The 12,662-nt window shown below is 38.6% G+C and carries 10 protein-coding genes; 1 reads left to right on the forward strand and 9 read right to left on the reverse strand.

The features are described 5' to 3' along the window. Window positions 1–16: 16 nt before the first annotated feature. The 8 genes from HMPREF0874_RS02250 to tyrS form a co-directional block, all read right to left on the reverse strand. Window positions 17–1,006 carry a deoxyguanosinetriphosphate triphosphohydrolase gene (locus HMPREF0874_RS02250; protein ID WP_008601137.1) on the reverse strand — a complete coding sequence of 330 codons (990 nt, stop codon included), beginning with the start codon at window positions 1,004–1,006 and terminating at the stop codon, window positions 17–19. Beyond that, on the reverse strand, window positions 1,003–1,824 hold the full coding sequence (locus HMPREF0874_RS02255; RefSeq protein ID WP_008601139.1) for a pyruvate, water dikinase regulatory protein: 822 nt from the start codon (window positions 1,822–1,824) through the stop codon (window positions 1,003–1,005). Before HMPREF0874_RS02255 ends, HMPREF0874_RS02250 begins: the two co-directional genes overlap by 4 nt. Before the next feature lie 10 nt (window positions 1,825–1,834). Next, window positions 1,835–2,464, reverse strand: a complete 630-nt coding sequence (locus HMPREF0874_RS02260) for a helix-turn-helix transcriptional regulator (RefSeq protein ID WP_004696095.1) — start codon at window positions 2,462–2,464, stop codon at window positions 1,835–1,837. 98 nt (window positions 2,465–2,562) lie between these two features. Beyond that, complete coding sequence (gene ppsA, locus HMPREF0874_RS02265; protein WP_008601143.1) at window positions 2,563–4,944, reverse strand: phosphoenolpyruvate synthase; 2,382 nt, start codon at window positions 4,942–4,944, stop codon at window positions 2,563–2,565. A gap of 175 nt (window positions 4,945–5,119) precedes the next feature. Continuing rightward, a complete protein-coding gene (locus HMPREF0874_RS02270; protein WP_008601144.1) occupies window positions 5,120–5,566 on the reverse strand; it encodes a hypothetical protein in 447 nt (148 codons plus the stop codon). 3 nt (window positions 5,567–5,569) lie between these two features. Next, on the reverse strand, window positions 5,570–5,812 hold the full coding sequence (locus HMPREF0874_RS02275) for a hypothetical protein (RefSeq protein ID WP_008601146.1): 243 nt from the start codon (window positions 5,810–5,812) through the stop codon (window positions 5,570–5,572). After that, entirely contained in the window at window positions 5,809–6,426 is a 618-nt protein-coding gene (locus tag HMPREF0874_RS02280) for a CoA pyrophosphatase (protein WP_004696103.1), read from the reverse strand. The genes HMPREF0874_RS02275 and HMPREF0874_RS02280 overlap by 4 nt, the downstream gene beginning before the upstream one ends. A 234-nt stretch (window positions 6,427–6,660) precedes the next feature. Further along, a complete protein-coding gene (gene tyrS / locus HMPREF0874_RS02285; RefSeq protein ID WP_008601149.1) occupies window positions 6,661–7,869 on the reverse strand; it encodes a tyrosine--tRNA ligase in 1,209 nt (402 codons plus the stop codon). 157 nt (window positions 7,870–8,026) lie between these two features. Here tyrS and HMPREF0874_RS02290 point away from each other — a divergent pair, with 157 nt between their 5' ends. Then, window positions 8,027–10,117, forward strand: coding sequence for a transglycosylase domain-containing protein (locus tag HMPREF0874_RS02290; RefSeq protein WP_008601151.1), 2,091 nt, complete (start codon window positions 8,027–8,029; stop codon window positions 10,115–10,117). A 153-nt stretch (window positions 10,118–10,270) separates the two neighbouring features. Here the strand turns inward: HMPREF0874_RS02290 and HMPREF0874_RS02295 are convergent, their stop codons facing one another. Then, on the reverse strand, window positions 10,271–12,649 hold the full coding sequence (locus HMPREF0874_RS02295; RefSeq protein ID WP_008601153.1) for an endonuclease MutS2: 2,379 nt from the start codon (window positions 12,647–12,649) through the stop codon (window positions 10,271–10,273). Window positions 12,650–12,662 lie beyond the last annotated feature (13 nt).

Raw genomic sequence — 12,662 nt, forward strand, 5'->3', positions numbered from 1 at the left:
TGCTTTTTTTTGTTATTTATAATGTAATATTGGGAATATAATATTCCTTAAATAACTTAATAGCATATTGATCTGTTAAGCCTGCTACATAATCAACTACATCACGTGTAGAGTAAAACGCTTTACCTGTTTCACAGCCTTCCATATCATCAGGGTGTTCCATGAAGTGAGTAAATAGATTTTTCACCACATGGGATGCCTTTTTGCGATCCGGAATTAAAGCTGGTGCCAAATATACATGTTTAAACATAAATTGACGGAATAGATTCATCGTCATTTCCACATTAGCAGACATAGATATAGCTGGCTTATCCAAGGATTCGCGTACCATATCCTCTACCATTGCAGTAATCATACTGGATGGAGTCATGCCAAAATGTTCGCGCACTTCAAAAGGTAACGCCTCTGCCGTCAACATACCTGCTCGCTGTGCATCATCAAAATCGTGACATAAATACGCAATGCGGTCTACAATACGAATAATTTGACCTTCCAAGGTCACAGGAATTGTAGCCCCTGTGTGACCTACGATGCCATCTCGAACAGCGGTGGTTAAATTGAGTCCTTGATGATCACCATGTCTTTCTAATACCTCAACCATGCGTAAACTTTGCTCATTATGATTAAAGTGCCCCACCATATCTCGCAATGCATATTCACCTACATGACCAAATGGTGTATGTCCCACATCATGGCCCATGGCAATAGCTTCCACAAGGTCTTCATTTAAACGTAATGCACGAGCCACAGTACGACCGATTTGACCTACCTCAAGGGTATGAGTCATGCGTGTCCGATAATGGTCACCTGGCGCAATATATACCTGTGTCTTATGCTTTAACCGTCTAAAACATTTACTATGAATGATGCGATCCCGATCGCGTTGAAACGCGGTTCTAAGTGGATCAGGCTTTTCTTCTATATCACGGATTGCATCGCGGCTTTTAGCTGCATAGGGAGACAGAAGCAAAGCCTCCCTCTCCTCTATTTGTTCACGTATATTCATTTACCCTCCGACGCGCGATTTTTATCAATCAATTGCATGACAAGAGAAGCTGTTTCTTCAATGGATTTATTAGAAACATCTAACACTTGGCAGTGCAAACGACGCATAATAGCCTTTGCATAATCCAATTCAGATTGAATACGCTCAATAGATGCATAATTTGCTTCGTCTTCAAGACCGATAGCGCGTAAACGTTCACTACGAATATTATTTAATTTGTATGGATCTATAATAAGGCCCACGATTTTTTTTGCCGGAATTTTGAATAATTCCTCTGGCAACGGTACCTCTGGAACTAGTGGCAAATTTGCGGCTTTAATCTTTTTGTACGCCAAGAACATGGACAATGGTGTCTTACTAGTTCTCGATACACCAATAATAACTATGTCGGCCTTTTCAAAACCAGATGGATTTTTACCATCATCATATTTCACGGCAAACTCAATAGCTTCAACCTTTTTAAAATACTCTTGGTCGAGCTTATGAACCATACCTGCTGTCATGCGAGGTTTAGTAGTCGCGATAGTACCAACTGCATCGAGAACAGGGCCCATGATATCCACAGCCGGAATATTATATTCAGCCACCTTCTCATGCAAATACTTACGTAAAGACGCAGACACAATGGTATGACAAATAACATGATTCCCACGTTTTGCGTCGTCTATGACCTCATCAATTTGGCTTTCACTATCAATATAGGGAACACGGACAATTTCAATTTGCTCCTTATCATATTGACTCGCCGTAGCTCTCGCTACAGCCTCAGCAGTTTCCCCCAGGGAATCCGATATTGCATAAATAATTTTTTCTGCCATTCTATCAACCTCAGTGTATGCTACATTCTAAAAATACTTTTGCTACCGTCGTTTTTGATACACGGCCCACAACCTTTAAACGTTTCTTGTTACCCACATCCTCACGAGCGACGACAGGTAAACAATCTACTTCATAATCTATCATTTTCTGTGCAGCCTCTACCAAAGTATCAGTAGGCTCCACTGCTATAACCTTGCTTACAGGGGTCATAATCATAGATATAGGCATGGTATGCGAATCTGTTTGTCCCATAGAGGCGCGTAGTAAATCTTTTCGAGATACCACACCTACTAGGTATGAACCATCACACACTAATATGGTACCTACATCCTCTGTAAATAATGTAACAATTGTATCATACAAACTCGTATCCCCATTGACCACAACTGCTTGAGATAATACATCACTTACCAGAAATGACTTTAATCGCTCAGCCGTTTGTGTTTCTTTTGAAAGTCCTACATAGTAATAGCCTACGTTTGGACGTGCATCTAACACACCTAACATGGTCAATACTGATAAATCTGAGCGCAACGCAGATCTTGTGACCTCTAAATGTTCAGCAATGGCACTACCTGTTACAGGACCTTCTTCGCGAACGATTTGAGCAATTTGTTCTTGTCGTTTCGACAGTTTCACACGGTAACCCCCTTTCATCTCTGTTTGTATTATATCCTAAGTTACCATTCAGAAAAAGAGGAGACCCACAGGCCTCCTCTTTCACTATAACTATATTATTACCAAATTAGTTCGTCAGATTCTTGACGACCACGACCAGTCATAGCATCGAGCATAATTCGTTGTTCGATTTGAGCCACCATTTTCTTAGTATTAACTACTGCATCTGGGTTAACAGAAATGGAGTCGATACCACTCTTCACAAGAAATTCGCAAAGTTCAGGGTATACGCTTGGCGCTTGGCCACAGATAGATACAGTTTTACCATCTTTATGGGCCACCTCAATGAGGTGACGAATTGCTCTGCGAACTGCTAAATTACGTTCATCATAGATATGTTGAACTGTTTCGTTATCACGGTCACAACCGAGTACAAGCATAGTCAAATCGTTAGAACCGATAGAATAACCATCTACGTATTTATTAAATTGATCAGCTAAGATGATATTGGATGGAATCTCAGCCATGAGCCATACTTTAAAGTCTTTGCTGCGTGCAAGACCTTCTTGAGCCATTAAGTTAGTTACTAATTCAGCTTCTTCCACAGTACGGCAGAATGGAATCATAACTTGTAGATTTTTGAAACCAAATTCGTTACGTACTTTTTTGATTGCTTCTAATTCTAATTTGAAAGCAGGTGTGTACTTAGGATCATAGTAGCGAGATGCGCCACGCCAGCCAAGTAATGCACTAGATTCATGTGGTTCATATTTATCGCCACCTTTAAGGTCACGGTATTCGCTAGATTTAAAGTCGCTCAAACGAACTACTACTTGGCGAGGGGCTAATGCTTGGCATACTTTACGCATACCTTCCGCCAATGTATTTACAGCGAAGTCACTGCGCCCTGTTTCGATAAGGTGCAATGGATGTTCATGAATAAAGGTTGTCCAAATGAACTCTTCACGCATGAGACCGATGCCATCACATGGTAGTACACCATATTTTCGGGCCAAATCAGGATCACCTAAGTTCATATAAATCTTAGTGCCTGTTACAGGTACATATTCAGCTGCTGCCCCTGTAGAAACTTGAGCTTCAGGCTTTTTAACGATATCTTCTAATACGCCATCATATACGATACCATTTGTAGCGTCTACAGTAATCATTTGACCATCTTTAATAGAGGTAGTTGCTTCATGACTACGGCTCTTAGTACCTACGATACAAGGAATACCAAGCTCACGGCTAACGATAGACGCATGACAAGTCATACCACCAGCGTCAGTAACAATTGCTTTTGCCTTTTTCATGGCTGGCACCCAATCAGGAGCTGTCATAGCTGTAACAAGGATTTCGCCTTCTTTGAACTCATCGATATCCTCAGGATTGATGATAACGTGAGCTTTACCAGCTGCATTACCAGGGGATGCTGGCAAACCTTTTACAATAATATCGCGATTACCTGCATTTAATGTACTAGCTTTTTCGGATGTTTTTGATTTTTCTTTGCGGGACCAAACTGTTTCTGGACGAGCTTGCAAGATCCAAATCTTGTCATTGCGTTCATCTACGCCCCATTCCATATCCATGTAGCAACCATAATGCTTTTCAATTGCTTTTGCATATTCTGCAAGCTCCAAAACTTGAGCATCTGTAATAACTTGTTGTTTTGCTTCGTCAGCTGGAACCACTTCTTCAACACAGTCACCATCGGCTTTACGAACAAGGCGAACATGTTTATCGTTAATCATACGGTCCGTAATTTCCATCTTTTCTTTATCCACACGGAAATTATCTGGTGTAACCGTACCTTGTACAACATATTCACCAAGACCCCAAGAGCCTTCAATAAGAATATTGTTATCATTGCCTGTTACAAGATCAACAGTAAACATTACGCCAGCTGCTTTAGAGAATACCATCATTTGAACTGCAGCACTCAATGCTACTGTCATATGGTCAAAACCTTGTTTTACACGGTAGTATGTGGCACGATCTGTGAATGTAGATGCGTAGCATTCTTTTACTTTTTCGATAATTACGTCAGCACCGCGTACATTTAAATACGTATCCTGTTGACCTGCGAAGCTTGCATCTGGCAAATCTTCTGCTGTTGCACTGGAACGAACAGCTACAAATGGATTTTCTTCGTTCACTTTTTTACCAAGTTCTTCATAAGCATGACGGATAGCATCTGCCAAGTCTTTTGGCATTTCTTCCTGACAAATCATGCGGCGAATCTTAGCACACACTTCGCGCAATAATGCAGAATTTTCTACATCATCTAAAGCATCAAGCTCAGCCCGGATTTTATCTTCCAAACCTGTAGCTTTCATAAACTCACGATAACCATGGGCAGTTGTTGCAAAGCCATAAGGTACAGGTACATTAGTGGAGGATGTCAATTCCCCTAAAGAAGAAGACTTGCCACCTACTAAATTAACATCTTCACGTTGTAATTCATCAAACCAAAGTACGTATGCTGTTTCGCGATTCATGTGAGAACCTCCTAGATTAATTAGTGCAACACATTAAACCTTTTACACATAAATAGTATACCTTAATTTAAAATCTGTCAATTTATATGAGGATTATTATACAAATAAAAATGATAAAAAACTAAAAGATGATTGCCTAATACTAGGCAATCATCTTTTAACATGTAGTTATTACTTAATTGTTATTTCTACCTGGCTGTAATAAAAATAGATACATTCCAAGTATCAAGAATTCAAAAATAGTATCATTGATAAAAAGACTTAAAAGTATTAAAGCTATAAAAATTGGATATACCCAAAATGGAAATCCTATATCATAGGCTCTTCTCATACCAGTCATAAAAAAGAATGTAAATCCATAAATGCCAAAAGAATAACCTAAGATTAAATATTTAATCCCTTCAGCAATATCTTTAGATTGTATTACATAACTACCAAAACTAATTAATAAAATACAACACATAAATGAAAATGCATTGCCGAAAAAATAGAATAAACGTCCTAATGGTACCTTTGGATCCAAATATTTAATATGTCTAGTCTTTCCATATATCATTAATAATATTGAAATGATAATACAAATAGGAATCATTGTATAACCAAACAACTGTATTATTTCCATCTGCTACACTCCAAATAATGTTTTCATTATAAACAATACTATTATAATTAATATATTTAACATAAGCTGCAATTCAGGCGAAAGATTATAATAAGTTAATAAAGAAAAACCACCACTAACAATAATTAAACTTATACTAGCTAGTATAAGTATAGATTTTTCTAAATGATTGTTTTCTCTATGTCTCTTATATAATACATACGCTACATATATAATCCATAACCATGGAACAAATTCAGGTTTCATTTAACATCCCTATATATATCTAAAAAATTCTTCAACACTCGTCCTGTTAGTCCCCATATGGTGTATTGTTTATAGGGATAGAAATAGACGGAATAGTTTTGTCTAATTTTCCAGTCGATATTATATCCTTCTAATAGATGAAATGGAAAATCTTTTAATGGCTTAGTTCCAATGTCTAGGTGACCTACGGTCGGTTCCATATCTAATAGATATTGTAAGGGAACTGTAAATACCTCACCTACTTCATCGGAATTTGGTTTTAAATCACTTGTATGTAGGCGCACGACGACCGCATATAGTTTTACACCAATAGCAGATACTAAACAGTCTAAATTTCCTAGCAGTTCAATTTGATCTAAGTCTATACCAAGTTCCTCAGAGCATTCACGCATGGCTGCATGAGCACCACTTTTATCATTAGGTTCACAGTGCCCACCAGGGAAACTGATTTCACCAGGTTGACGTCGCAATGTATTACTACGCACGGTAAACACCACATGATCTTCTCCATCAATTTCTAATAGAGGCACGGCTACTGCCGCCGTAATAACATCAATATCTGTAAGAACAGTATGTTCTCGTTGTGATAAAAGGTTACTTAATTTCTTGTCCATAAATGGTCCTCACACAAGTTATAATCTATTTTATACAATATTTGTAAAAATCTTTTATGTATCAAATTTGTATTTTATTTTTATATTTATATTGTCTTTGTATATTCATTATACATTAACTTGTAAGTCAATTTCTTGCTTCACAAACAACAGATTCAGTAGATAAATAATCTTATAAACAAAATAGACAGAAAAAACTGTGATGAGAAATCTAAACCTCATCACAGTTTTTTATTAGTTAAATTTAATTTTTACAAATTTACGTTTCCCAACTTGAACGATCATGCCATCTTCTAGCTTAAGGTTTTCTTCCGTGTATTTTTCACCGTTTACTTTGAAAGCACCTGCTTTAATGGATCGACGTGCTTCACCATTGGACGCGGTTAAACCAGCATCTGTACAGAATTGTGGTACAAAGATTGGTTCTGTTGGTGCATCCATAGCGTACTCAGGAATATCTGTAGGCATGGCGCGTTGTTGGAACACCCGTTTAAATTCTTCTTCCGCTTCGAAAGCAGCTTCTTCACCATGGTACAAGCGAACAATGGTACGAGCCAATTGCATTTTAGCATCACGTGGATGTAACTCTCCGGATTCTAGACGTTTTGCCATATCCTCTTGCTCTTCGATAGACATATCTGTAACGAGCATGAAATAACGCATCATCAATTCATCAGGAATGGACATCGCTTTACCATACATTTCTTTAGGTTCTTCATCAATACCGATGTAATTGCCCAAAGATTTACTCATCTTTTGAATGCCGTCAAGGCCTTCAAGCAATGGCATTGTAATAACAACTTGTGGCTCTTGACCTTCTAACTCTTGTAAATGGCGACCCATCAACAAGTTGAAAGTTTGATCTGTGCCACCAAATTCAACGTCTGCATGTAATGCAACAGAATCGTGACCTTGCATCAATGGATACATGAACTCATGCACGCCAATAGGACGACCTTCTTTAAAGCGTTTGCTGAAATCATCGCGTTCCATCATACGTGCAACTGTATAGGAGCTAGCCAAACGAAGTACGTCAGCAAAGTTCATAGATTCTAACCATTCGCTATTGTCACGAACGATTGTTTTTTCTGGGTCTAATACCTTAAAGATTTGTGTCTTATAAGTTTCAGCATTTTTCAATACTTCTTCTTTTGTCAATGGTGGACGAGTAACACTTTTACCAGTAGGATCACCAATACGAGCAGTGAAGCCACCGATGACGATCACTACTTGATGACCAAATTCTTGGAATAAACGTAATTTGCGAAGAGGAACAGTATGTCCCAAATGAATATCTGGAGCCGTTGGATCCAAACCTAGTTTTACAACTAGTGGTTTATTTTCCTTAATGGATTTCTCTATTTTTTTTACAAGATCTTGTTCGTTAATTAAATCCGCTACACCATGTTTAATTTGGCGCACTTGTTCTTGAGCACTAATCATGATAATCCTCCTAGAAATACTATTGTTTAAGTATACCATTATCTAAAAACTTTCACAATTATATATAGTATTGGATTTAAACCATTTATGATATAATATTTATAACTGCGTAATAGAATTTACGTTATATTTACTAAAAGAAAAAAGAGGTGACTCTATGAGTAGTAACTCAAATACGAGAGCCAATCGCCGCTCAAATGGTAATGGTTCTACGCCGAAGAAAACAAATCCTAAGCGTCTATTTTGGATTTGTACACTTCTCTTTATACTCATCGTAGCCGGTGGTGGCTGTGGTTTCATAAGTGCCACATTATCAAATCTACCGGATGTATCCAATGTACGCCCTTCTGCATCGTCTCAGATTTATGACGTGCACGGCAATCTCATTACTACGGTTCACTCCACAGAAAATAGATTGCCAGTACCTCTAAAAGATGTACCAAAAGATTTACAGAATGCCTTTGTAGCTACAGAAGATTCCCGTTTCTATACGCATCATGGTATTGACCCAATTGGTATTTTACGTGCTGTATGGGTAAACATTGTACATAGCGGTGTATCTGAAGGTGGTTCTACAATTACTCAACAATTAGCTCGTAATGCATTCTTATCTCAAGATAGAACATTTAAACGTAAAATTTCCGAAGCATTATTAGCGCTTAAAATTGAACAACATTACACCAAGGATGAAATCCTTGAAATGTATATGAACCAAATCTACTTTGGTCAAGGTGCTTACGGTGTACAATCTGCATCTCATGTATATTTTGGTAAGGATGCTAGTGAGTTAACACTTGCACAAGCGGCGCTCATTGCTGGTTTACCACAAAGCCCTAACTATTACTCCCCATTCAATGATTTAGAGGCTAGTAAAAAACGTCAAGCTGTCGTATTAGGCCAAATGGTAAAATATGGTTATATTACACAAGAGCAAGCTGACGAAGCTCGTCAAGCAGATTTAGGTTTAATAGCTAAACAAGAACAAGCTCATGAGAAATCTAATGCATCTTACTTCATTAACTATGTTATTTCTCAGATTTCTGAAAAGTACGGCGATGATGCCATCTATAAAGATGGGTTAAAAATCTATACTACTCTCGATATGGATGCACAAAATGCTGCTGTTGCAGCAATGCAAAATTTGCCTAATTACTACACTGATAAAAATGGATTATCTCAACCACAAGGTGCTATAGTAGCCATGAATCCTCACAATGGTTACATTGTAGCCATGGTCGGTGGTCGCGGTGATGACGCTTTCAACCGCGCTACACAAGCAGAACGTCAACCTGGTTCCACTATGAAACCTTTCGTTTATTTAGCAGCTATTCAATCAGGTAAAACTCCTGGTTCTATAGTTGAGGACAGTCCTGTTACCTTCGGTAATTGGAGTCCTAAAAACTATGAAAACGACTACGAAGGTAATATTACATACCGCTACGCATTACAACATTCTCGCAATGTAGCAGCTGTAAAAGTTGCCGATGAAGTAGGTATGACTAAAGTTATCAATCTTGCTAAAGAAATGGGTATCTCTACTCTAACTGATCAAGATTACAACTTATCGACAGCACTTGGCGGTTTAACTCATGGTGTTACACCTCTTGATATGGTACAGGCTTACGGTGTACTTGCTAATGGCGGTATCAAGGTTCAACCTACAGCCATCCTTAAAATTGTAGATCGCAACGGCCAAGTTGTAGAAGAAAACTCTATCCAAGAAAAACGCGTTATTGATGAAAAAGATGCGGCCATCATGACTAATATGCTAGAATCTGTTATAAATGGTGGTACTGGCGGTAATGCAGCCATCGGTCGTCCTGCAGCAGGTAAAACAGGTACTACTGATGACTCCAAAGATGCTTGGTTCATAGGTTACACTCCAGATTTAGTAGCTGCTGTTTGGATTGGTGATGACTACGGCACCGAAACATTACACGGTATTACGGGTGGTAGTACACCTGCTGTTATGTGGGGTCAATTCATGTCCAATGCTCTTGCCAATACTCCGGCCTCTGACTTCCCTGTCCCAGCTAGCGCACAAGCAGCAATCTCTGAAGGTTACGTCAATCCTACAAAGGCACAACCTAAAAAAGAAGATAAAAAGGACGAAAAAGCAGATAATAAAGATGATACAGGCAAAGGAACAGATGAAAAAATAAAAAGTAATGACAAGCCTCAAAAAGAAGAGGTTACAGAGCAAAAATCAAATTCATCGAAAAATAAAAAGTCTAAAAAGGAACGCTAATTCAACAGTAGTTTCTAAAAGGGCGGAACTCAGTGTTCCGCCCTTTCTTTATATACATATTTACTATCTAAATATTATCTATACAAAAAGGTAGCAAGCCCTAGGAGCTTACTACCTTTTTATTTCCATATACAATATTTTGAAAATTATATTTTATTTAAGAACTACATTTGTAGCCCCTGCACCACCTTCATCATAACCGGCTGTTTCAAAGTGCGCTACATGAGGCAAAGTACGTAAATATTGGTGAACGCCTTCACGTAATGCACCTGTACCCTTACCATGAATAATACGAACTTGATTAATACCACCAAGCAAAGCTTGGTCAATGAATCTACCTACAGAAACGGTCGCTTCATCTACTGTTTGACCAAGAATATTAATTTCCGTACGGACTTCTTTTTGACGTTGTACTGCCGAGCCACCCATACGCTTTCTTGTTTTAGGCATAACTGCTTTTTGTTCACGTGCGAGTTTGTTGCCTTCTTCACGTGTAGTAGATTGTAATTCGCTGACCTTAACGGTGGCTGTTAGCCCATTAATATCAACATTTACACGGTTACCATTGATAGATAACACAGTACCCAACGAACGCAAGGACGTAACATAAACAGCTTGGCCTACCTTAATAGCATCTGCGGTTAACGACTTACGATCATCATCCACTGCAGCTTCTGGTACATGAACACTAGAAATCCCCTTACGTGCTGCATTAATAGCCGATTGAAGCCTATCCTTATTTGTTTCAGAGAATTGCGCTTTCAATTGCTTGATAATCGCTTCCCCTTCAACGCGTAAACTACGTTTCATGGATTCTGCATCGGCCTGAGCTTTGGCTAAGATTTGTTTACGATTTTCATTAAACTGTTTCTTTTCCTTCTCTAATTGGCCACGCATACGACCTGTTTCATCAAGTTCTTTCTTTAACGCTCTTTCACGTTCAGAGGCTTTACGGAGTTGTTCGTTTAAGTCGGAAAGAACTTCTTCCATTTCATGACTACCAAATTGAGATTTATACTCTGTTGCGCGTTCTACAATGTCCTTTGGTAAGCCTAAACGTGCAGCAATGCTTAACGCATGGCTACTGCCGGCTACGCCGATATGGAGCCGATATGTAGGTTTTAAGGTGCGCTCATCAAACTCTACGTGACCATTTTCAATACCTTCCGTATGGTAAGCATAATTTTTAAGCTCATTATAATGGGTACTTACCATCATAAGGGCACCTTTTTTACGGAAGAACTCAAGAATAGATACAGCTAATGCGCTACCTTCTTCTGGATCAGTACCAGACCCAAGTTCATCCAGTAAAACCAAGTCGTTAGGACCACAATGTTTGATGATGGAAATAACTTGTGTCATATGAGCAGAGAACGTACTAAGGCTGGCCTCAATACTTTGCTCGTCTCCAATGTCGGCAAAGATATTATGGAATACTGGTAACATAGAACCGTGATCAGCAGGGATAAATAGGCCACATTGATTCATCAAGCTCAACAGGCCCAATGTTTTAAGGGAAACTGTTTTACCACCTGTGTTAGAACCAGTAATTAGTAAAATACGGTACGATGTACCTAATTGAATATTTGTAGGCACTACCATATTTGGTGGAATTAATGGGTGACGAGCTCTCATGAGATTAACGGTTCTGTCAGTACTTAAGATTGCCGGTACCCCCTTGTAAGAAATAGCAAGACTTGCCTTACCATATACAAATTCGATATGGGATACCTTTTCACAAGCATCCATCAAATCATTGCTATGTTGTTTTACAAGAGCCGATAACTCGCGGTAAATACGCAAGACCTCTTGCTCTTCACCAATCAAAGCCTCTTGTAATTCATTATTTAGATTCACCAAACGCATCGGTTCAATGTAAAGTGTTTGACCCGTTGCAGAACGGTCGTGAATAAGGCCATCAAAGTATTGGCGATACTCTTGTTTTACAGGAATTACGTAACGATTATTACGCTGCGTAATGATGGTTTCTTGGAAATACTTTTGATTATCTTTATCATGCAGGATAGCTTGAATATCATTTTTAATCTTTTCACGAGTTTTAATAATCGTATTTCTAAGGCTCGCCAATTTAGGAGACGCTGTATCAAGCAATTCCCCCTTTTCATCAAAGACGCGTTTAAAACGGTTTTCAATGCGATCTGTATTCGGCATATCCTGTACCCATAGGGATAGCAATGGATAATCCATATATTTCGTTCTAAAGAACTTTGTCATGCGCTTATAAGCACCAATGGTCAAATAAATGTCCCACAAGGCTTCACGTGTAAGAACAAAGTCTTTGCGACTCTTCTTGCAAGATTCACGAATATCGCGTGTACCGCCTAACGGCTGTTCTACCTCTGTTTGCAAAGAACGCATGGCTTCTGCCGTCTCATCAAGGTTCTCTTGAATAGCTTTAGCATCTGTCATTGGCTCAATATTCATAGCCAATTCTTTAGCGATAGTAGAACTACAATGCTGTTGTAATTGTTCTTTTATATGGTGAAAGTCTAATACATCTTCGTTAAACAATGTACTACCTCTT

Source organism: Veillonella sp. 6_1_27 (genome assembly GCF_000163735.1).
GTDB lineage: Bacteria > Bacillota > Negativicutes > Veillonellales > Veillonellaceae > Veillonella > Veillonella parvula_A.

What these genes read in the sequence shown, in the direction of transcription:
- HMPREF0874_RS02250 (WP_008601137.1), bottom strand. Translation starts at nt 1,006, where the DNA reads ATGAATATACGTGAACAAATAGAGGAGAGGGAGGCTTTGCTTCTGTCT.
- HMPREF0874_RS02255 (WP_008601139.1), bottom strand. Translation starts at nt 1,824, where the DNA reads ATGGCAGAAAAAATTATTTATGCAATATCGGATTCCCTGGGGGAAACT.
- ppsA (WP_008601143.1), bottom strand. Translation starts at nt 4,944, where the DNA reads ATGAATCGCGAAACAGCATACGTACTTTGGTTTGATGAATTACAACGT.
- HMPREF0874_RS02270 (WP_008601144.1), bottom strand. Translation starts at nt 5,566, where the DNA reads ATGGAAATAATACAGTTGTTTGGTTATACAATGATTCCTATTTGTATT.
- HMPREF0874_RS02275 (WP_008601146.1), bottom strand. Translation starts at nt 5,812, where the DNA reads ATGAAACCTGAATTTGTTCCATGGTTATGGATTATATATGTAGCGTAT.
- HMPREF0874_RS02280 (WP_004696103.1), bottom strand. Translation starts at nt 6,426, where the DNA reads ATGGACAAGAAATTAAGTAACCTTTTATCACAACGAGAACATACTGTT.
- tyrS (WP_008601149.1), bottom strand. Translation starts at nt 7,869, where the DNA reads ATGATTAGTGCTCAAGAACAAGTGCGCCAAATTAAACATGGTGTAGCG.
- HMPREF0874_RS02290 (WP_008601151.1), top strand. Translation starts at nt 8,027, where the DNA reads ATGAGTAGTAACTCAAATACGAGAGCCAATCGCCGCTCAAATGGTAAT.